Below are 20,918 nucleotides of genomic sequence, written 5' to 3'. Positions count from 1 at the left end.
AAGCCACAAGCAATGCCAGGGTATAATTTGGCATTTGACAATGTGCACGCTGTTGAGTTCTCAAGGACCAAACGCACTCGAGGCCCGGCTTTAGTAGACCTTCGCTCGAAGCTGCTGTGGAACCATACCATCCTGGTGGACCAAGTCAAATCGACTCGATTTCCGATCTTCACGTGGTGAAGACCAGCGCCTGGCAGAACCAGAGGATGGATTTGAAACCCTACCACACGATTCTCGAGTCGTAAACGACTCGGTCTCGGGGAGGATGTCACCACTTGAGGCCGGTGAGCTCCGGATCGGGACCATCTCTGGTCTCTGTCCTGGCCGCTCCGCCGCACCTTTGGGCTGACTCGGATTACTTTACACAGCCACGAGGGCTCACCCCCAAATCTCCATGCATCCCGGGCGTGTCGTTATAGCGACGCCCGGAAACACGGGGATGTGCTGGCCGCAGCTCTCCTCAGATGAGGAGAAGCCCGCACCCCGACGGGGAATGCGGGCTTCTCGGCTGCTCGGTGCAGACGCGTGTCAGACCTGGACGGTCACGCCGGCCAGCGTCTTCTTGCCTCGCCGGAGGACGACGACTCCCCCGTCGAGTTGCGAGTCGGCCACGAGGGCGTCGCCGTTCTCGGCCCTCGTGTTGTTCACGTAGACGCCGCCTTCGGCGGTGGCGCGGCGGGCCGCCCCCAACGACGACACGAGACCCGTGTCGACGAGGGCCTGGGCGACGGTGGTCGACCCGTCGGCCGTGGCGGCCGGCAACTCGGCGATCGCGCTCCGCAGGGTCGATCCGTCGAGCTCGGCGAGATCGCCCTGACCGAAGAGGGCCGCGGCGGCGGCGATCGCGGAACGGGTGGCCGCGGCGCCGTGGACCAGGGACGTGACGTTCCAGGCCAACGCCCGCTGCGCCTCCCGACGGAAGGGTTCGTCGGCGACGGCCGTGGCGAGGCGTTCGATCTCGGCACGCGAGAGGAACGTGAACACCTTCAGGCGCGAGACGACATCGGAGTCGTCGGTGTTGAGCCAGAACTGGTACAGGGCGTACGGGCTGGTCAGGTCGGCGTCGAGCCAGACCGCGTTGCCCTCGCTCTTGCCGAACTTGGTGCCGTCGGAGTTCGTGATGAGCGGCGTGCCGATGGCGTGCACCGAGACGCCTTCGGTGCGCCGGATCAACTCGGTGCCGCTCGTGAGGTTGCCCCACTGGTCGCTGCCGCCGGTCTGCAGCACGCAGCCGTAGCTGCGGTACAGCTCGCGGAAGTCGAGCCCCTGCAAGATCTGGTAGCTGAACTCGGTGTAGCTGATGCCGGCGTCGGAGTTCAGGCGCGCGGCCACGGCGTCCTTCTTGAGCATCGTGTTGACGCGGAAGTTCTTGCCGATGTCGCGCAAGAACTCGATGGCGCTGAGCGGTGCCGTCCAGTCGAGGTTGTTGACCACCTGGAGGCCGTTGTCGCCGTCGGGCGACAGGAACTTCTCGACGTGCACGCGGATGCGGTCGACCCACTCGGCGGTCTGCTCGGGCGTCTTCAGCACCCGCTCGGCGGTCGGTCGCGGATCGCCGATGAGACCGGTCGAACCACCCACGAGGCCGAGCGGTCGGTGACCGGCCAGCTGCAGGCGGCGCATCGTGAGCAACTGCACGAGGTTGCCGAGGTGGAGGCTCGGCGCCGTCGGGTCGAACCCGCAGTAGTACGTGATCGGCTCGCCGGCGAGCAGGGTCTTCAGTGCGTCGGCGTCGGTCGAGACGTGCACCAGGCCGCGCCACTGCAATTCGTCCCACACGTCGTCGAACGACGGGTCGTTGCTCTGGGCGGCCAGGACGTCCGCGGTCGTTTCACTGGTCACCTGCAAGACGCTACCAGCGGCCGCCACGACCCTCGTCACGCCCCACCGCGTCGGCGGGACACGGCTGCCCGGTAGGGCGAGACCGTCGGGTCGCCCTCGAGCGAGAACCACCACGGGAAGGCGTCGCCGCCGGCGTGACCCGACACACCGACGCGGGGGCCCGCGGCGACGGCGCCGACCGGTGCGGACGGGAGGCGCAACCGGAACCGCGCCTCCTGACTGGGGGCGTCGGCGACGAGGCGCGAGCCGTCGTCGCCGAGCTCGATGCCGAGGGCCGACCCGAGTCGGCCCGGGCCTCGGGCGAGGTCGGCCGGCGTCCGCGACGTCGACCGACGGGCTCGCGCCTCGTCGAGGCCGGCCACGACCTCGCCCGCCCGGAGGAGGACGCCCGATGCGTACCCCTCGGGGCCGCACACGACGTTGACGCACCGGTGGATGCCGTACGACAGGTACACGTACAGCGTGCCGCCGGCGTCGAACATGCTGCCGTTCCGTGTCGAGCGACCGCGGTGCGCGTGCGATCCGGGGTCTTGCCCCTGACCGTGGTACGCCTCGACCTCGGTCAGGCGCACCCCGACTCCCCCGGACCAGAAGATCGAGCCCAGGAGGCGCGGTGCGACCTCCAGCGCCGGCTCGGCCAGCAGCCTCGCGAGCACGTCGTCGGCAGACGTCGTGGTCACCGCCCCCTCGTGCCCACGCGGCTCGGACCCCTGGTGCCCACGTGACTCAGAAGATTCGCTGCCCGCTGGCCACCGCGATCACCACGACGGTCACGAGCACCGCCACGGCGAGGGCGACGACGACCGGCACGACCCAGGCGCGGGTCGGCCGGTCGTCGCCCGAGCCGGGGCGGCGAGGACTCACGCCGCCACCGGGTCGAGGGCCTGGACGAGGTGGCGCATCTGCTCGGTGAGCTGCGCCAGCTGCTCGGCGACCCGTTCGGGAGCCGTGCCGCCCACGCCACGGCGACTCGCGATGGACCCCTCGACCGTCAGGACCGGTCGGATCTCGGGGGTGAGGTGCGGCGAGACGGCCCGGTACTGCTCGTCGGTGGGCTCGTGCAGCTCGAGGTCGTGTTGCTCACAGAACCGCACCAGCTCACCGCTGATCTCGTGCGCGTCACGGAAGGCGACACCCTGACGGACGAGCCACTCGGCGACGTCGGTGGCGAGCGAGAAGCCCTGCGGTGCCAGCTCGGCCATGCGAGCCTCGTCGAAGTCGAGCGTCGCCACCATGCCCGTGAAGGCCGGCAGCAGCACCTCGAGCTGGGTCACCGAGTCGAAGACCGGCTCTTTGTCTTCTTGCAGATCGCGGTTGTACGCGAGCGGCAGCCCCTTGAGCGTCGCCAGCAGACCCGTCAGGTTGCCGATGAGACGCCCGGACTTGCCCCGAGCCAGCTCGGCGATGTCGGGGTTCTTCTTCTGCGGCATGATGCTCGACCCGGTCGAGAAGGCGTCGTGCAGCCGGACGAAGCCGAACTCGCGGGTGTTCCAGAGGATGATCTCTTCGGCCAGGCGCGAGAGGTCGATGCCGATCGACGCCGTGACGAAGGCGAACTCGGACACGACGTCTCGACTCGCCGTCGCGTCGATCGAGTTCTCGGTCGTGCGGTCGAAGCCGAGTTCGGTCGCCACCAGCAGCGGGTCGAGTCCCAGCGAACTGCCGGCGAGGGCACCCGCACCGTACGGCGAGGCGCCGGCTCGACGTGACCAGTCGCGCAGGCGCTCGAGGTCGCGGACCAGGGGCCACGCGTGGGCCAGCAAGTGGTGCGCCAGCAAGACGGGCTGGGCGTGCTGGAGGTGCGTCCGACCGGGCATGACGGCCGTCGGGTGGGCGGTCGCCTGCCCTGCGACGGCGTCGACCAGGTCGACGACCTGCCGACCGATGACCCGGGCGTGTTCTCGCAGGTACAAGCGCACGAGCGTGGCGATCTGGTCGTTGCGGCTGCGACCGGCTCGCAGCTTGCCGCCGAGCTCGGGCCCGGCGATGCCGATGAGCCCCCGCTCGAGGGCGGAGTGCACGTCTTCGTCGGACTCGGCCGCGGTGAACGTGCCGTCGAGCACGTCGGACTCGAGGCGGTCGAGCGCCGAGAGCATCGCGTCGAGCTCGGAGCCGTCGAGGTAGCCCGCGGCCGAGAGGGCCCGGGCGTGTGCGCGTGATCCGGCGATGTCGTACGAGGCCAGCTGCCAGTCGAACTGGGTGGACTTGCTCAGCGCCGCGAGTTCGGCGGACGGCCCGGAGGCGAAGCGGCCGCCCCAGAGGGCGCCCGCCTCGCCTGCGCGCTCGTTCTTGCCGGGCCCGTCACCGAGCCCGCCCGCGTCGGTCACGCCCCGTGGGCCAGGTCGCGACGAGCCGAGATCTTGCTCGGCAGCGACCAGATCTCGATGAAGCCCTTCGACAGGGACTGGTCGAAGGTGTCCCCCGTGTCGTAGGTCGCGAGGTCGAAGTCGTAGAGGCTCGCGTCGCTCTTCTGGCCGGTGACGACGGCACGGCCGCCCTGCAGCTTGAGGCGGATCTCACCCGACACGTACTTCTGGGTGTCGTCGATGAAGACGTCGAGCGAGCGCTTGAGCCCCGAGAACCAGAGGCCGTCGTAGACGAGGTTCGACCACTCGGCCTCGACCCCGCGCTTGTAGCGACCCAGGTCGCGCTCGATGGTCAGGGCCTCGAGAGCCTCGTGTGCGGCGATCAGGGCCATCGCGCCGGGGGCCTCGTAGACCTCGCGGCTCTTGATGCCGACCAGGCGGTCCTCGACGACGTCGATGCGGCCGACGCCGTGCTTGCCAGCGAGCTCGTTCATGCGCTCGACGATGCCGAGGGGGGTGAAGGCCACGCCGTCGATCGCGGTCGGGACGCCGGCCTCGAACGTGATGACGACCTCGTCGGCGTCCTTGAGGACGGCAGGGTCTTGCGTGTACTCGTAGAGGTCTTCGATCGGGGCGTTCCAGGGGTCCTCGAGGAACCCGGTCTCGACCGCGCGGCCCCAGACGTTCTTGTCGATCGAGTAGGGGTTCTTGGCGCTCTGTCGGATCGGCAGGGCGTGCTCTTCGGCGTACACGATCGCCTTGTCACGGGTGAGGGCCAGGTCGCGGACCGGGGCGATGCTCGTGAGATCGGGTGCGAGGGCCGCGACGGCCGCCTCGAAGCGCACCTGGTCGTTGCCCTTGCCCGTGCAACCGTGCGCGACGCTGTTCGCGCCGAGCTCCTTCGCGACCGACGCCAGGTGGCGCGCGATCAAGGGGCGGCTCAGGGCCGAGACCAGCGGGTAGGTCTTCTGGTACAGCGCGTTGGCCTTGAGGGCCGGCATCAGGTAGTCGGTGCCGAACTCCTCCTTGGCGTCGACGACGACGGACTCGACGGCACCGCAGTCGAGCGCGCGCTGACGGATGTCTTCCATGTCTTCACCGCCCTGTCCGACGTCGACGGCGAGGGCGACGACCTCCTTGCCGGTGGCGTCGGCCAACCAGCCGATGCCGACCGAGGTGTCGAGGCCTCCTGAGTATGCGAGGACGACGCGTTCCGCCATGGTTCTCCTTGTGTGGTGTGGGTGTGTCTACGTGTGTGGGTTGGTGGGGGTGCTCAGCGGGCCAGCAGCCAGGTGAGCAGTGCCTTCTGGGCGTGCAGCCGGTTCTCGGCCTCGTCCCAGATGACGCTGGTCGGGCCGTCGATGACGTCGGCCGTGACCTCGTACCCGCGGTCGGCGGGGAGGCAGTGCAAGAAGATCGCGTCGGCGTCGGCCCGGGCCATCAAGGCCTGGTCGACCTTGAACGACCCGAAGACGGCGACGCGTTCGTCTTTCTCGTCCTCTTTGCCCATCGAGACCCAAGTGTCGGTCACGACGACGTCAACGCCGTCGACCGCCTCGACCGCATCGGTCGTGACGAGCACCGAGCCGCCCGTCCGGGCCGCGATGGCCTCGGCGTCGGCCACGACGGACGGGTCGGGCAGGAAGCCCTCGGGTGCACCGATGCGGACGTGCATGCCCGCGGTCGCACCGGCGAGCAGGTACGACTGGCCCATGTTGCAGCGGCCGTCGCCGACGAAGGCCACCGAGAGGCCGGCGAGCGTGCCCTTCTTCTCGCGGATGGTCTGCAGGTCGGCCAGGAGCTGGCACGGGTGGAAGTCGTCGCTCAGGGCGTTGACGACGGGGACGGTCGTGCCCGCCGCCATCTCTTCGAGGCCGGACTGCGCGTAGGTGCGCCAGACGATGGCGGAGACCATGCGCTCGAGCACGCGGGCCGTGTCGGACGGCGTCTCTTTGCCACCGAGCTGGCTGTTCGCGGTGGCGATGATGAGCGGACTGCCGCCGAGGTCGGCGATGCCGACGGCGAACGACACCCGGGTGCGCGTCGACGACTTGTCGAAGATGACGGCGACGGTCTGCGGGCCGGCCAGCGGGCGCTGCGACCAGCGGTCGCGCTTGAGCTCGTCGGCGAGGTCGAGGACCTCGAGCTGCTCGGCGGTCGTCAGGTCGTCGTCCCGGAGAAAGTGGCGGGTCATTCGAGGCCTTTCAGGACGGTGGTCATGATCTGGGTGAACTCGGCGATCTCGTCGTCGCCGACGATGAGCGGAGGCGCGAGACGGATGCTCGAGTCGTTCGGTGCGTTGACGATCAGACCGGCCTCGAGGGCGTCGGCCGCGATCCGTGCCGCCACGGGCTGGGTCAGGCCCAGGCCGATCAGGAGCCCGGCGCCCCGGATCTCGCCGACCAGCGGCGAACCGATCGCCTCGACGGCCGCCCGCAGCTGGTCGCCCCGGACGATCGCGTTGAGCACGAGCTGGCTCGCCTCGATCTCACCGAGCACGGCGTTCGCGGCGGCCGTGGCGAGCGGGTTGCCGCCGAAGGTGCTGCCGTGCTGCCCGGCCTCGAACAGGTCGGACGCGTCGCCGAAGGTGATCAGCGCACCGATCGGGACTCCCCCGGCGATGCCCTTGGCCACCGTGATGGCGTCGGGCACGAGGTCGTGCTGCTGGAAGGCGAACCACGAGCCGGTCCGCCCGATGCCGGTCTGGATCTCGTCGAGGATCAGCAGGGCGCCGTGTCGGGTGGTCAGTTCTCGGGCCCGCTCGAGGTAGCCGTCGGGCAGGTCGACGACGCCGGCCTCGCCCTTGATCGGCTCGACGAACAATGCCGCGACCGTGTCGTCGAGGGCCGCTTCGAGGGCCTCGATCGTCGTGTCGATGTGCTCCACGCCGGGCATCATCGGCTCGAAGGGCTCCCGGAGCGCGGGTTTGCCGGTCAGTGCGAGCGAGCCCATCGTGCGGCCGTGGAACGAGTTCTGCAGGGCCAGGATGCGCGTGCGCGAACCGTCGCCGCGGTTGAGGCGGGCCAGCTTGACCGCGGCCTCGTTGGCCTCGGCCCCGCTGTTGCCGAAGTAGACGCGCCCACGCTCGCCGGCGCCGCTGATGCGGGTCAACCGTTCGGCGAGCTCGACCTGCGGGGCCGTCGCGAAGTAGTTGGAGACGTGGATCAGCTTGCTCGCCTGCTCGGTGAGCGCCTGGACGAGCACCGGGTGCGCGTGCCCGAGGGCGTTGACCGCGATGCCGGCCAGGAAGTCCAGGTAGCGCTTGCCGTCGACGTCCCACACCTGGCAGCCCTCGCCCCGGTCGAGCATCACCTTCGGCGTGGACAGCGAGCGCATCATCGAGTCGCCGAATCGGCGCTGCCAGGTACCGCCTTGGGTCTGGATCATGGTCACGACTGTCCTTTCGTGTCGGTGCCGCTCGCGGCAGGGCCGCCCGGGGTGGAGCCCCGGGTGGTGACGGACTCGCCGGCGGGGGTGCCGAACGAGGTGACGACGGGTGCGCCGGTCGAGGCCGCCCTGTCGTCGGGGACCACCTCGGTGCCCGACCCGCGCTGGGTGAACACCTCGAGGAGGATCGAGTGCGGGATGCGACCGTCGATGATGGTCGCCCCACCCACGCCGCCGACGACCGAGTCGAGACAGGCGCGCATCTTGGGGATCATGCCCGACTCGAGGGTCGGCAGCATGTCGGTCAGGGCCGAGACCGTGATGGCCTCGACCAGCGAGTCGCGGTTCGGCCAATCGGCGTAGAGCCCGGCGACGTCGGTCAGCACGACGAGCTTGGCCGCGCCGAGGGCGATGGCCAGTGCACCCGCCGCGGCGTCGGCGTTGACGTTCAAGGCGTGCTCGGGGTCGACCCGGTTGGTGGCGATGGACGAGACGACGGGGATGCGCCCCGCCGCGATCTCGGTCAGCACCGAAGAGGGGTCGACGCGCGTGACGTCACCCACGTGGCCCAGGTCGAAGGTCTCACCGTCGACGACGACGCCGCGCTTGCGGCCCTCGAACAACGTCGAGCCCTCACCCGAGACACCGCGGGCCAGGTCACCGTGCTCGTTGATGAGCTCGACGATCTCGCGGTTCACCTCGCCGGCCAGGACGTCGCGGACGACCGAGATCGCCTCGGTCGAGGTGTACCGGTAGCCGCCCCGGAACTCGCTCTCGATGCCGGCCGCGTCGAGTGCCGCCGAGATCTGCGGCCCGCCGCCGTGCACGACGACCGGGTGCAGCCCCGCGTAGCGGAGGTAGACCATGTCTTCGGCGAAGGCCTGCTTGAGGGCGTCGTCGACCATGGCGTTGCCGCCGAACTTGACGACGACCACCTTGCCCGAGAAGCGCTTGAGCCAGGGCAGGGACTCGATCAGCGTCGAGGCCTTGACCGCGGCCAGCTCTTGCTCGTCGGCAGCCGTGGCGCCGGTGTTCGTGTGGACGCCCATCAGCTCGAGTACGCGCTGTTCTCGTGCACGTAGTCGTGCGTGAGGTCGTTCGTCAGGATGGTGGCCTCGACCGGGCCCGTCTTGAGGTCGACGAGCACGTGGACCGCGCGCGGGGTCAGATCGACCTCGTCGCTCGGCCGGTCGGGGGCACCGGCGTGGCACACCCGGACGCCGTTGATGGTCACGTCGACGTCGTAGGGGTCGAACTCGGCCGAGGTGGTGCCGATCGCCGCGAGCACCCGCCCCCAGTTGGGGTCGTTGCCGAAGACGGCCGCCTTGAACAGGGCGTTGCGTGCGATGGACCGACCGACCTCGACGGCGTCGTCGTCGGACGCCGCCCCCACGATCTCGATGCGGATGTCGTGCGAGGCGCCCTCGGCGTCGGCCTGCAGCTGCCCGGCGAGGTCGGCGCAGAGCGCCGTGACCGCCGCAGCGAACTCGCCGGCAGGAGGCGCGACCCCGGACTCGGCGCTGGCCAGCAACACGACGGTGTCGTTCGTCGACATGCAGCCGTCGGAGTCGAGACGGTCGAAGGTCACCCGGGCCGCCTCGCGGAGGGCGGAGTCGAGCCCGGCCGCGTCGACGTCGGCGTCGGTGGTGAGCACGACGAGCATCGTGGCGAGGCCGGGGGCGAGCATGCCCGCGCCCTTCGCCATGCCGCCGACCACCCAGCCGTCGCCCGTCACCACCGCCTGCTTGGGCTTGGTGTCGGTCGTCATGATGGCCGTCGCGGCCTCGAGGCCGCCGTCGGCCGACAGTGCCGCGGCTGCCGCGGTGGACCCGGCCAGCACCTTGTCGCGGAAGGTCTGGTCACCGACTCCGATGAGACCCGTGGAACAGACGAGGACGTCCGTCGCCGACACGTCGAGGGCCGTGGCCACGGTCTCGGCCGTGGAGTGGGTCGTCTGGAAGCCGAAGGCTCCCGTGAAGCAGTTCGCGCCTCCTGAATTGAGGACGACGGCGTCGACGCGCCCGTCGGCGACCACCTGCTGCGACCAGAGCACGGGGTTGGCCTTCGCCCGGTTGCTCGTGAAGACGGCCGCGGCGGCGGTGCTGCGGCCGCGGTTGACGACCAGCGCGACGTCGGGGGCACCGGTGCTCTTGAGGCCGGCGACGACGCCGGAGGCCTCGAAGCCGGCTGCTGCGGTGACGCTCACGGGGCGACTCCGTTCTGGCCGAGGCCGGTGGTCTCGGGCAGGCCGAGGGCGATGTTGGCGGACTGGACCGCGGCGCCCGCGGTGCCCTTGACGAGGTTGTCGATGGCGCTCACGACGACGACGCGGTCGGCCGCCTCGTCGACGGCGAGCCCGATCAGCGCGGTGTTGGCACCGAGGGTGTCGGCGGTGCGGGGGAACTCGCCCTCGGGCAGGAGGTGCACGAACGGCTCGTTCGCGTAGGCCTGCTGCCAGGCGGACCTCACGTCGTGGGCCGAGACGCCCGGGGCGAGACGAGCGGTCGTCGTGGCGAGGATACCCCGCGACATCGGGACGAGCACGGGTGTGAACGAGACGTTCACCTCGGTCGCTCCGGCGACACGGAGGTTCTGCTGGATCTCGGGGACGTGCCGGTGGCGTCCGCCCACGCCGTAGGCGGACGCCGAACCCATCAGCTCGCTCGCCAACAGGTGCGTCTTGAGCGCCTTGCCCGCCCCGGACGGGCCGACGGCGAGCACGGTCACGATGTCGGCCGTCTCGACGACGCCGGCCTGGACGCCGGGCGCGAGCCCGAGGGTGACCGCCGTGACGTTGCAGCCGGGCACCGCGATGCGCTTCGCGCCGACGAGGACGTCTCGCTGGCGGCCCGGGGTGTCGCCGAGGACGAGCTCGGGCAGGCCGTACGACCAGGCGCCGTAGAACTCACCGCCGTAGAAGGCCTGCCAGGCGGACTCGTCGGTCAGGCGGTGATCGGCCCCGCAGTCGACGACGAGCGTGTCGTCGGACAACTGCGCGGTGATCGCCCCGGACTTGCCGTGGGGCAACGCGAGGAACACGACGTCGTGGCCCGCGAGGGTGTCGGGCGTCGTCTCGACCAGGGTCAGGTGCGCGAGGGAGCGCAGGTGCGGCTGCACCGAGAGGAGTCGCTGACCGGCGTTCTGGAACGCCGTGACGGTCTGCACCTCGAAGTCGGGATGCTCGGCCAGCAAGCGCAACAGCTCACCGCCGGCGTAACCACTCGCGCCGGCCACGGCAACGGAGAAAGGCATGCGTCCACCCTAATGTTCGAATCGGCCTGGGATCAGGGGCGGCGGCGCCGGGCGAGTGTCAGTCGCGGAGCGCCGCCCCGAATCGCTCGCCGGCCAGGCGGACGGAGCCGGACTTGGCCTCGGAGGCCTCGGCCGCGGTCAAGGTGCGGTCGTCGGCCCGGAAGCGGAGAGCGAAGGTGAGCGACTTCGACGCATCGGGCAGCCCGGCACCTCGGTAGTCGTCGACCAGCCGTGCGCTCTCGAGCAGGGGGCCGGCGCCCTCGCGCACCGTGGCGAGGACGTCGCCCGCCGGGACGTCGACGGCCACCACGAGCGAGAGGTCTTGCGTCGCCGCGGGGTACGACGACAGGGCGGAGGTGGCCGGTTCGACCGCGGCGAGGGCGAGCAGCCGGTCGAGGTCGAGCTCGGCCACCGCCACCACGCGAGGCAGGTCGAGGTCGGCCGCGACGCTCGGCAGCAGTTCGCCGGCGATGCCCACGACCTCGTCACCCACCAGCACCTCGGCCGTGCGGCCGGGGTGCAGCGAGACGTGTCGAGCCTGCCGGAACGCGACGTCGGCGGCCACGGAGGCAGCCGCGACGCGCACGGCGTCGAGCACGTCGGCGAGCGAGGCCGCGACGGCGGGCTGGCCCGGTGCGCGGTCGATCGTCGTGCCGACGGCGAGGAGCCCGAGGTGTCGGGGCTGCGGCGGCAGGGCCTCGGCGAGGGCGGCCAACGTGGCGTCGTCGGGACGAGCGGCCCCGAAGGGCACCTCGTCGCTGCCGTAGGTGACGCCCTCGGCGGGCAGGAAGACGGTGCCCACCTCGAACAGGGAGAGGTCGACCAGGCCACGCCCGACGTTGCGGCGCGCGATGTCGAGCAGGCCGGGCACCAGCGAACGGCGCAGCTCGGGCGCCGCCGAGTCGAGCGGGTTCGCGAGTCGGACCGCCGGCGACGCCGTGCCGTCGGTCGAACCGAAGGCGGCGTTCTGGGCCGACGAGACGAACGGGTACGCGGCGACCTCGGTCGAGCCGGACGCGGCGAGGCCGTTCGACACCTGGCGACGCAACTGCTGGTCACGGCTGAGGCCGCGCCCGGCGGGAGCGACGGGCAGCACGGAGGGAATGCGGTCGTAACCCGTGATGCGGGCGACCTCTTCGACGAGCGACGCCGAGTCGACGAGGTCGGTGCGCCAGGTCGGCGGGGTGACGAGCCAGTCGTCGCCGGCACGCTCGACGCGCGCACCGATCGCCGTCAGGGCCTCGGACACCTCGTCGTCGGTGTAGTCGACGCCCATCAGGCTCGCGGCCCGACCGACCGGCAGGGTGATCGTCTCGGGCGTCGTGGACGCGTCCCACCGGGAGCCGAGCGTGTCGGCGGCGCCGCCGGCGAGCTCGACGAGGAGGTCGACGACGCGCTGGGCGGCCGCCTCGGCGACCTGGGGGTCGACACCGCGCTCGAAGCGCTTGGACGCCTCGCTGGGCAGTTTGTGCCGGCGGGCGGTGCGAGCGATGGAGGTCGGGTCGAAGGTCGCGGCCTCGATCAGGACGTCGGTCGTGGTCGCACCGATCTCGGTCGAGGCCCCGCCCATGACGCCGGCGAGGCCGATCGCGCCGGACTCGTCGGCGATCACGAGGTCTTCGGCGTGCAGGTCGCGCACCTGGCCGTCGAGGGTCTCGAGGCGTTCGCCGGGTGCCGCCCGGCGGACCGAGAGCCTCCCGCTGACCTTGTCGAGGTCGTAACCGTGGATCGGCTGCCCGAGCTCGAACATGACGTAGTTGGTCACGTCGACCGGCAACGAGATGCTGCGGACGCCCGCCAGCCGCAGGCGCGAGGCCAGCCAGGGCGGCGTCGGGCGGGTCGCGTCGATGCCGCGGACCACCTTGGTGGTGAAGGTCTGGACGCCCACGCGGTCTCGCACGGGCGACTGGTCGTCGACGACGACCGAGAAGCCCCCTGACGGGGTCGGCGACACCAGGGACGCCGGGTCGCGGAAGCTCGCACCGGTCGCGTGCGAGTACTCGCGGGCCACCCCGCGGATGCTGAAGGCGTAGCCGCGGTCGGGCGTGACGTTGATCTCGACCGCCGCCTCGTCGAGGCCGAGCAACGCGATCGCGTCGGTGCCGACCTCGGGGTCGAGGCCGAGCGACGACAGCACGAGGATGCCGTCGTGCTCGTCGCCGAGGCCGAGCTCGCGGGTCGAGGCGATCATGCCGTCGGACACGTGCCCGTAGGTCTTGCGGGCCGCGATCGGGAAGGGCCCGGGCAGCACGGCACCGGGCAGCGACACGACGACCTTGTCGCCGACCACGAAGTTGTGGGCGCCGCAGACGATGCCGCGGACGTCGTCGGGGTCGTTCGCCGCGTCGGTGCCGACGGCGACCTGGCACCAGTTGATGGTCTTGCCGTTCTTCTGCGGCTCGGGCGTGAACTCGAGGACCTGCCCGACCACGAGCGGCCCGGTCACGTCGCCGACGTGGACGTCTTCTTCTTCGAAGCCCACCGACACGAGGGCGGCGTGGACGCTCTCGAGCGAGACGTCACCCGGCAGGTCGACGAACTCGCCCAGCCAACTCAGCGGAACCCGCATCAGACCACCATCCCGAACTGCTCGCTGAACCTGACGTCGCCCTCGACCATGTCGCGCATGTCGTTGAGGTCGTTGCGGAACTGGAGGGTGCGCTCGATGCCCATGCCGAAGGCGAAGCCCTGGTAGCGCTCGGGGTCGATGCCCGCTGCGCGCAGCACGTTCGGGTTCACCATGCCGCAGCCGCCCCACTCGACCCACCGGGCGCCACCCTTGGCGTTCGGCTGCCAGACGTCCATCTCGGCGCTGGGCTCGGTGAAGGGGAAGTAGTTGGGGCGCAGGCGGATCTGCGCCTCGGCGCCGAACATCGACCTCGCGAGGTGCTCGAGCGTGCCGCGCAGGTGGGCCATCGTCAGCCCCTCGTCGACGGCGATGCCCTCGAGCTGGGTGAAGACGGGCGTGTGCGTCGCGTCGAGCTCGTCGGTGCGGAACACCCGGCCGAGCGCGACGTTGTAGACCGGCAGCTCTTTCGACAGGAGGGTGCGGATCTGGACGGGCGACGTGTGCGTCCGCAGGACGAGGTGACGATCGACGGGGTCGACGAAGAAGGTGTCTTGCATGGCTCGCGCCGGGTGGTCGGCGTCGAAGTTCAGGGCGTCGAAGTTGAACCACTCGTGTTCGAGCTCAGGCCCCTCGTTGACCTCCCACCCCATGCCGACGAAGAGATCGGCCATGCGCTCTTGCAGCAGCGTCAGGGGGTGCCGGGCCCCGGCGCGACGACGCGACGGCAGGGCCGTGACGTCGACGGTCTCGGCCTCGAGCCGGGCGTTCTCCTCGACGACGGCCAGCTCGGCCTCACGCGTGGCGACGGCTTGGCCGACGCGACCGCGGGCCTGGCCGACGAGCTTGCCCGCCGCGGCCTTCTGGTCGTTCGGCAGGTCGCGCAGACCGGCGTTCAGGCGTGCCAGCACCGAGGCCTCGCCGACGTGCTGCGCACGCGCGGTCTTGAGCTCGGCGACGGTGGCGGCCGTGGCGATCGCCGCGAGGGCGGCGTCGACCGCCGACGCGACGGCGTCTTCGGAGAGGGGGACGGAGTCTGACACGAGAACCAAGCTTAGCGATCTTGCGGAGGCGACCCGTGCCTCCTGGTCGGGGACGACGAGGAGGCGCGGGCTGGGGACGAGGCGACGGGCCGGGTCAGGTCGCGCGGCCCGACACGTGGTCGGACTCGTACCGGCCACCGCGGGCGGACATGCCGGGGTCCTTCGGAGCCCCCGGGCGCTTCGCGACGACGGCGCGACGACCCGTGCGTCGGTCGACGACGCGGACGACCCACGAGAGCAGGAGGTTCGTCGCGAGGTAGACGACCAGCACGACGGCGAAGAGCGTGAAGGTGTAGCGACTGCCGTAGTACGACCCCAGCTGGTTGAGACCGACCCGGGTGAGTTCGAGGTAGCCCACGATGTAGCCGAGCGACGTGTCTTTCAGGAGGACGACGAGCTGGGCCAGGATGATCGGCAGCATCTGACGGAACGCCTGCGGGAACTCGATGGCGAACCTCGTGCGGATCGGCGTCAGTCCGATGGCGAGGCCCGCCTCGCGCTGACCCTTCGGCAGCGACGCGATGCCCGCCCGAAGGGCCTCGCCGATGAGCGCACCGTTGTAGACCGCCAGTGCGGCGACGACGGCCCAGAACGCCCCGGTCGAGAAGACCAGCAGGATGAACAGCATCATCAGCAGGACGGGCATGCCCCGGAAGAACTCGAGGACGATCGTCGTGGGCACGCGGACCAGCGCAGAACGGGCCGTCCGGAGGAACGAGAACAAGACGCCGATCACGACGGCGAGCACCGACGCGAGGGCGGCCGCCTGGACGGTGCCGAGCCACCCGCGGCCGATGGCGCGCCACAGGGCCAGGTCTTGGAGGATGTCCCAGCGGGAGGCGTCGAAGACGCCCGGCGTCTCGGCGCCGTTCGCGCTGATGCGGGGGCGTGCGAGGAGGTACGCGACGTAGGCGACCAGCGCCAGGACGAGCACGACGCCGACCACCGAGATGATCCGTGACGTGCGGCGGGCCTTGGGGCCGGGGGCGTCGTAGAGGACGGAGGTGCTCATCGGAGGACTGCGACCTTCTTCTCGACCACGGCGGCGAGGCGGCCGAGCGTGATGGTGACGAGCAGGTAGAAGAACGCCACGGCGAGCAGCGTCGTGATGACGGCGTCACCGCGGTCGTTGGCGATGTACCGGCCGGCGGCGAAGAGCTCGCCGACGAAGAAGCCACCCGCGACCGAGGTGTTCTTGGTCAGGGCGATGAAGACGTTGATGAGCGGCGGCACGACCATGCGCATGGCCTGCGGCAGCACGACGTGACCGAGCGTCTGACCGAAGCCGAGGCCGATGCTGCGCGCCGCCTCGGCCTGCCCGACGGGCACGCCGTTGATGCCCGAGCGGATCGCCTCGGCGACGAACGGCGACGTGTAGGCCGTCAGCCCGATCACCGCGAGCGGGAAGTACGTGCCGAAGTCGACGCCGAGGTAGGGCAGGACGAACGCGCAGAAGAAGAGCACGAGCGTCAACGGGATGTTGCGCAGCGCCTCGGTGTAGACCGTGGCGAGGGTGCGGAACGAGGCCACGGGCGAGATGCGCAACGCGGCCACGACGAAGCCGATCACGAGGGCCCCGAGGCCCGAGAGAACGAGCAGCTGCAGCGTCGTGGCGAAGCCGCCCCAGAAACGGGGCCAGTTGTCGGTCACGGCGTCGAAGCCGGGGATGACGTCCAAGGGGTTCAACGGGGTCCTTCGGTCAGGGCTCGTGGTGCGGGCACCCGGGGCAGGACGCCCCGGGTGCCCGCAGGGTGCTCAGTAGCGGTCGATGGCGGGCGGGGTCGGGGTGTCGAGCACCTTGCCCGCGGTCTTCTCCCACAGCTCGTCCCAGGTGCCGTCGTCCTCGGCCTCCTGGAGCGTGTCGTTGACGAACATGCGGAAGTCGGTGTCGTCGAGCGCCAGGCCGATGCCGTAGGGCTCCTCGGTGAACGGCTCGCCGACGACCTCGAACTCGCCCTCGTTCTGGTCGGCGAGGCCGGCCAGGATGACGTTGTCGGTGGTCACGGCCGAGACGGCACCCGTCCGCAGCGGCTCGAGGCAGTTCGAGTACGTGTCGGTCGCGAGGATGTCGGTCGTGTAGGCCGCGACGTTCTTCTCGCTGGTCGAGCCGCTGACCGTGCAGACCTTCTTGCCGGCCAGGTCGTCCGCGGACTCGATGCCCTCGGGGTTGCCGTCGAGAACGAGGAGGTCTTGACCGGCCGTGTAGTACGGGCCGGCGAACGAGACGACCTTCTTGCGATCGTCGTTGATCGTGTAGGTCGCGATGACGAGGTCGACCTGACCGTTCTGGATGAACGGCTCGCGGTTCGCCGACACCGTCTCGGTCCAGGTGATGTTCTCGGGCTGGATGCCGAGCTTCGCCGCGACGAGCTTGCCGATCTCGGCGTCGAAGCCCTCGGGCACGCCGTCCGGGTTCGCGAGGCCGAAGAGCGGCTGGTCGAACTTGGTGCCGATGGTGATCTCACCGGCGTCGGCGAGCCGGGCCATGGTGCTGCCTTCGGCGAAGTCGGCCGGCGTCTCGACGTCGACGGCCGGGGCCGACGAGTCGGTGCAGGCCGAGAGGCCGAGGACCACGGCGGCTGCTGCGGCTACGGCGACGAATCCCTTGCTGAGTCGCATTCTGATCTCCTTGCTGGGTGACCCGGACGCCGGGCGGCGATCGGGTGTCGGGGGCCGGCGCGTCGGGCGCCGGGGACGGGTGGCGGACGCGACGGCCTCCGCAGCCCCGCTCAGTGCGTGAGGATCTTCGCGAGGAAGTCCTGCGCGCGGGTCGACCGGGGGTCGGTGAAGAACTGCTCGGGCGTGGCCTCTTCGACGATCTGGCCGTCGGCCATGAACACGACGCGGTCGGCGGCCTTGCGGGCGAACCCCATCTCGTGCGTGACGACGATCATCGTCATGCCGTCCTTCGCGAGCTGCACCATGACGTCGAGCACCTCGGTGATCATCTCGGGGTCGAGCGCGCTCGTGGGCTCGTCGAGCAGCATCACCTTGGGGTCCATCGCGAGGGCACGGGCGATCGCCACGCGCTGCTGCTGACCGCCCGAGAGATGCGAGGGCATCTTGTCGGCCTGGTCCGCCACGCCGACCCGCTCGAGCAACTGCATCGACCGCTCGCGGGCCTCGGCCTTGCTGCGCTTGCGCACCTTGAGCTGGCCCAGCATGACGTTCTCGAGGACCGTCTTGTGCGAGAAGAGGTTGAAGCTCTGGAACACCATGCCCACGTCGGCGCGCAACCGCGCCAGACCGGCACCCTCGTCGGGCAGGCGCGTCCCGTCGATGGTGATGACGCCGTCGTCGACGGTCTCGAGGCGGTTGATGGCCCGGCAGAGGGTCGACTTGCCCGAACCGCTCGGCCCGATCACCACGACCACCTCGCCCTTGCCCACCGTCGTGGTGATGTCTTTCAGGACGTGCAGGTCACCGAAGTGCTTGTTGACGTGGTCGACCACGACGAGGGGTTCCATGCGCCCACACAAACAGACCCCCAGGTCGGGGTCAAATTCACAGTCGATTCTTAATGAAAACGAAACGACGTGTTCGGTCGCGACGTCCGCGCCCGACCCGGCCCGCGCCTCCTGAGGACGAGGAGGCGCTAGCTGCGGTGGGCGAACGCGCTCTCGTAGAGGCACACCGAGGCCGCGGTGGCGAGGTTCATCGATTCGGCGTGACCGTAGATGGGCACCACCAGGGCGCGGTCGGCACGGCCGAGGTCGACGTCGGTGAGACCTCGGGCCTCGTTGCCGAAGAGCCACGCGGTCGGCGCCGCGAGGACGCCCTCGCCGCGCGCGGCGAGCAGGTCGTCACCCTTGACGTCGGCCGCGATCACCTGCAGGCCGGCCTCGCGGCACCGGTCGACGATGCCTGCGAGCTCGACGCCCACGGCGACGGGCACGTGGAAGAGCGAGCCGGTCGTGGACCGCACGACCTTGGGGTTGTAGAGGTCGACGCTGCGGCCGGTCATTATGACGGCGTCGGCCCCGGCGGCGTCGGCGGCCCGGATGATGGTGCCGGCGTTGCCCGGATCACGGACCTCTTCGAGGATGACGATCAACTTCGGCTCGGCGGCGAAGACGTCCTTGACGGACGTGGGGAACTGCCGGCAGACGGCGACGATGCCCTGCGGCGTCACCGTGTCGGCCATGGCCTCGAGCACCGGCTCGGTGACGAACTGCACGTCGATGCCCTCGGCCTCGGCGGCCGCCGACACCGCGGGGTAGCGCTCGAGGGCGGTCGGGGTGCCGAAGAGCTCGACGATCAGTTCGGGTCGGAAGGCGAGGGCCTCACCGACCGACTGCGGCCCCTCGAGCAAGAAGGTGCGGGTCTCGGTGCGGGCGTCGCGCTTCGAGAGCTTGGCCACCGCCCGGACTCGGGGCGAACGGGGGTTGTCGAGCAGGGAGTCGTGGGGCACCCGTCCATGATGCCGCACGCGACCGGGTGGCGCGGGGACGCACGAAGCCCGACGGCGACACCGGTGAGGTGTCGGCCGTCGGGCCTCGGGTGTGTGGTGCGGGTACGACTACGCGGCGACCTTGGGGGCCGAGGTGTCGGCGGGCAGCGCGGCCTTGGCGGTGGCGACGAGCGACGCGAACGTGGCGGGCTCGTTGACGGCCAGCTCGGCCAGGATGCGACGGTCGACCTCGACGCCGGCCAGGGACAGGCCCTGGATGAGGCGGTTGTAGGTCAGACCGTTCGCACGCGACGCGGCGTTGATGCGCTGAATCCACAGGCGACGGAACTCGCCCTTGCGAGCACGGCGGTCACGGTACGAGTAGACGAGCGAGTGGGTGACCTGCTCTTTGGCCTTGCGGTACAGGCGCGAACGCTGACCGCGGTAACCCTCGGCGCGCTCGAGGATGACGCGACGCTTCTTGGCGGCGTTGACCGCTCTCTTGACTCTTGCCATTTTCTTGTTCCTCTACGTTCGTGTCAGCGGTCAGTGACCGAGAAGCTTCTTGGCGACCTTGGCGTCGGCGGGCGCGAGCACCTGGTCCTGGTTCAGGCGAGCCTTGCGCTTGGCGCTCTTCACCTCGAGGTTGTGGCGCATGCCGGCCTGCTGCTTCATGATCTTGCCGGAACCGGTGACCTTGAAGCGCTTCTTGGCGCCGGAGTGGGTCTTCTGCTTGGGCATGTCTTATTTGCTTTCTTCTGTCGGTCGGTCGGCCGGTGCGTCGGCCGGGACCTCGTCGGACGTCGGGTGCTTCGGCGCCTTGTTGGCCGCCTTGCGAGCCTCGGCCTCGGCCTTCGCCTCGGACTTGTTCTTGTGCGGGCCGATCACCATGACCATGTTGCGGCCGTCGATGGTCGGGGTCGACTCGACGCTGCCGAACTCGGCGACGTCTTCGGCGAAGCGCTGCAGCAGGCGGACGCCCTGATCCGGGCGCGACTGCTCGCGACCGCGGAACAGGATCATGGCCTTGACCTTGTCGCCGCCCTGGAGGAAGCCCTCGGCGCGCTTGCGCTTCGTCTCGTAGTCGTGCTTGTCGATCTTCAGACGGAAACGGACCTCTTTGAGGATCGTGTTCGCCTGGTTGCGACGCGCTTCTTTCGCCTTCTGCGCGGCCTCGTACTTGAACTTTCCGTGATCCATGATCTTGGCCACGGGCGGCTTCGAGTTGGGGGCCACCTCGACCAGGTCGAGTTCGGCCTCTGCGGCGAGACGCAGGGCCATGGCGATGGGGACGACACCGACCTGTTCTCCGCCAGGCCCGACGAGGCGGACCTCGGGGACGCGGATGCGGTCGTTCGTACGGGGATCGCTGATGCGGAACTCCTCTGTCGTTTCTTCTGCACCTGGCGGGGCCGGACGGCTTTGCCAGAGAAAGAGGAGGTCCGTGCGGGCGTCGTCAGGGACACGTCACACTGCACCCTGGCTGCTCGACCGGTGCCTGCCCGCGGCCTCTGACGAGGAGCGGGACGGAGCGATGGTGCTGATCGAACGGGGTGCCAACAACCCGGTAACCTTGTGCAACGGTCAAGCGCGGGTGGGAGAATCTCCACTTTCGCACGGAGCAGACGCTCCGAGCCTGGACGAGTTTAGCAGAGGATCAGTTCGTGAGCCACTCCCCCGACGACGCACCCACACCCGACGCCCGCTTCGGCGATGCCGTGTCGGTGACCACCCCCGACACGGCGCCCGGTGCGTCCCGGTTCGAGGACGACCTGCGGTTCGGCGACGACGCCGCCCGCGACATCGCCGACGTCAACGCGGTCGAGGTGATCAACACGGTTTGCGTGCACCTGATGAGCGCCGCCGCCGTCAAGGTGGGCCTGGCGGACGACCCGCAGACCCAGACCGACCTCGACGAGGCCCGCAAGCTCATCACCTCGTTGGCAGGGCTCGTCACGGCCAGCGCGCCCGAGATCGGGGACCAGCACGCCCGCGCCCTGCGCGACGGGCTGCGGTCGCTGCAGCTGGCCTTCCGCGAGGCCTCCGCCATCCCCGACGCCGTCGGCCAGGGTCCCGGCGAGAAGTACACCGGCCCCGTCAACTGACCGGGCCCCGCGTCGCGCGCCCCCCGG

At 70.2% G+C, this 20,918-nt stretch carries 21 protein-coding genes; 1 reads left to right on the top strand and 20 read right to left on the bottom strand.

Annotated elements, in window-relative coordinates:
- Positions 1 to 528: 528 nt before the first annotated feature.
- From tyrS to infC, 20 genes are all read right to left on the bottom strand, one after another.
- The gene (gene tyrS, locus ITJ55_RS12280; RefSeq protein WP_370544145.1) at positions 529 to 1,842 is read right to left on the bottom strand and encodes a tyrosine--tRNA ligase; all 1,314 of its coding nucleotides are present in this window, start codon (positions 1,840 to 1,842) and stop codon (positions 529 to 531) included.
- 35 nt (positions 1,843 to 1,877) lie between these two features.
- Entirely contained in the window at positions 1,878 to 2,522 is a 645-nt protein-coding gene (locus tag ITJ55_RS12275; protein ID WP_370544144.1) for a DNA-3-methyladenine glycosylase, read from the bottom strand.
- Positions 2,523 to 2,568: 46 nt separating this feature from the next.
- Positions 2,569 to 2,706 (bottom strand): hypothetical protein, encoded by a 138-nt coding sequence (locus ITJ55_RS12270; RefSeq protein ID WP_194595665.1) that lies wholly within the window; start codon positions 2,704 to 2,706, stop codon positions 2,569 to 2,571.
- Entirely contained in the window at positions 2,703 to 4,169 is a 1,467-nt protein-coding gene (gene argH, locus ITJ55_RS12265; RefSeq protein WP_194595557.1) for an argininosuccinate lyase, read from the bottom strand. The genes ITJ55_RS12270 and argH overlap by 4 nt, the downstream gene beginning before the upstream one ends.
- Complete coding sequence (locus ITJ55_RS12260) at positions 4,166 to 5,368, bottom strand: argininosuccinate synthase (RefSeq protein ID WP_056262928.1); 1,203 nt, start codon at positions 5,366 to 5,368, stop codon at positions 4,166 to 4,168. Before ITJ55_RS12260 ends, argH begins: the two co-directional genes overlap by 4 nt.
- A 53-nt stretch (positions 5,369 to 5,421) precedes the next feature.
- A complete protein-coding gene (gene argF, locus ITJ55_RS12255; RefSeq protein ID WP_194595556.1) occupies positions 5,422 to 6,342 on the bottom strand; it encodes an ornithine carbamoyltransferase in 921 nt (306 codons plus the stop codon).
- Positions 6,339 to 7,535: an acetylornithine transaminase gene (locus ITJ55_RS12250; protein WP_194595555.1), complete on the bottom strand. Its 1,197-nt coding sequence runs from the start codon at positions 7,533 to 7,535 to the stop codon at positions 6,339 to 6,341. The genes argF and ITJ55_RS12250 overlap by 4 nt, the downstream gene beginning before the upstream one ends.
- A 2-nt stretch (positions 7,536 to 7,537) precedes the next feature.
- Positions 7,538 to 8,584 carry an acetylglutamate kinase gene (gene argB / locus ITJ55_RS12245; RefSeq protein ID WP_194595554.1) on the bottom strand — a complete coding sequence of 349 codons (1,047 nt, stop codon included), beginning with the start codon at positions 8,582 to 8,584 and terminating at the stop codon, positions 7,538 to 7,540.
- A complete protein-coding gene (gene argJ, locus ITJ55_RS12240; RefSeq protein ID WP_194595553.1) occupies positions 8,584 to 9,741 on the bottom strand; it encodes a bifunctional glutamate N-acetyltransferase/amino-acid acetyltransferase ArgJ in 1,158 nt (385 codons plus the stop codon). Before argJ ends, argB begins: the two co-directional genes overlap by 1 nt.
- Positions 9,738 to 10,787, bottom strand: coding sequence for an N-acetyl-gamma-glutamyl-phosphate reductase (argC, locus tag ITJ55_RS12235; RefSeq protein ID WP_194595552.1), 1,050 nt, complete (start codon positions 10,785 to 10,787; stop codon positions 9,738 to 9,740). Before argC ends, argJ begins: the two co-directional genes overlap by 4 nt.
- 58 nt (positions 10,788 to 10,845) lie before the next feature.
- The gene (gene pheT / locus ITJ55_RS12230) at positions 10,846 to 13,356 is read right to left on the bottom strand and encodes a phenylalanine--tRNA ligase subunit beta (RefSeq protein ID WP_194595551.1); all 2,511 of its coding nucleotides are present in this window, start codon (positions 13,354 to 13,356) and stop codon (positions 10,846 to 10,848) included.
- Positions 13,356 to 14,396, bottom strand: a complete 1,041-nt coding sequence (gene pheS / locus ITJ55_RS12225) for a phenylalanine--tRNA ligase subunit alpha (protein WP_194595550.1) — start codon at positions 14,394 to 14,396, stop codon at positions 13,356 to 13,358. Before pheS ends, pheT begins: the two co-directional genes overlap by 1 nt.
- Before the next feature lie 94 nt (positions 14,397 to 14,490).
- Positions 14,491 to 15,408: an amino acid ABC transporter permease gene (locus ITJ55_RS12220; protein WP_194595549.1), complete on the bottom strand. Its 918-nt coding sequence runs from the start codon at positions 15,406 to 15,408 to the stop codon at positions 14,491 to 14,493.
- Positions 15,405 to 16,073: an amino acid ABC transporter permease gene (locus tag ITJ55_RS12215; protein ID WP_194595661.1), complete on the bottom strand. Its 669-nt coding sequence runs from the start codon at positions 16,071 to 16,073 to the stop codon at positions 15,405 to 15,407. Before ITJ55_RS12215 ends, ITJ55_RS12220 begins: the two co-directional genes overlap by 4 nt.
- Before the next feature lie 78 nt (positions 16,074 to 16,151).
- Positions 16,152 to 17,015 carry a glutamate ABC transporter substrate-binding protein gene (locus tag ITJ55_RS12210; RefSeq protein WP_056262909.1) on the bottom strand — a complete coding sequence of 288 codons (864 nt, stop codon included), beginning with the start codon at positions 17,013 to 17,015 and terminating at the stop codon, positions 16,152 to 16,154.
- Positions 17,016 to 17,125: 110 nt separating this feature from the next.
- Positions 17,126 to 17,863: an amino acid ABC transporter ATP-binding protein gene (locus ITJ55_RS12205; RefSeq protein WP_194595548.1), complete on the bottom strand. Its 738-nt coding sequence runs from the start codon at positions 17,861 to 17,863 to the stop codon at positions 17,126 to 17,128.
- A gap of 128 nt (positions 17,864 to 17,991) precedes the next feature.
- Positions 17,992 to 18,792: an RNA methyltransferase gene (locus ITJ55_RS12200; RefSeq protein ID WP_194595660.1), complete on the bottom strand. Its 801-nt coding sequence runs from the start codon at positions 18,790 to 18,792 to the stop codon at positions 17,992 to 17,994.
- A 123-nt stretch (positions 18,793 to 18,915) separates the two neighbouring features.
- Positions 18,916 to 19,302, bottom strand: a complete 387-nt coding sequence (gene rplT, locus ITJ55_RS12195) for a 50S ribosomal protein L20 (protein WP_043596706.1) — start codon at positions 19,300 to 19,302, stop codon at positions 18,916 to 18,918.
- 30 nt (positions 19,303 to 19,332) lie between these two features.
- A complete protein-coding gene (rpmI, locus tag ITJ55_RS12190) occupies positions 19,333 to 19,527 on the bottom strand; it encodes a 50S ribosomal protein L35 (RefSeq protein WP_043596704.1) in 195 nt (64 codons plus the stop codon).
- A 3-nt stretch (positions 19,528 to 19,530) separates the two neighbouring features.
- Positions 19,531 to 20,160, bottom strand: coding sequence for a translation initiation factor IF-3 (infC, locus tag ITJ55_RS12185; protein ID WP_082486865.1), 630 nt, complete (start codon positions 20,158 to 20,160; stop codon positions 19,531 to 19,533).
- 398 nt (positions 20,161 to 20,558) lie between these two features.
- On the opposite strand from infC, the gene ITJ55_RS12180 reads away from it, so the two are divergent.
- Positions 20,559 to 20,891, top strand: coding sequence for a DUF1844 domain-containing protein (locus tag ITJ55_RS12180; RefSeq protein WP_194595659.1), 333 nt, complete (start codon positions 20,559 to 20,561; stop codon positions 20,889 to 20,891).
- Positions 20,892 to 20,918 lie beyond the last annotated feature (27 nt).

It is taken from the genome of Frigoribacterium sp. VKM Ac-1396 (assembly GCF_015350895.1).
GTDB lineage: Bacteria > Actinomycetota > Actinomycetes > Actinomycetales > Microbacteriaceae > Frigoribacterium.
The sequence above is the reverse complement of the archived record's forward strand: the minus strand, read 5'-3'. Positions and strand labels throughout refer to the sequence as shown.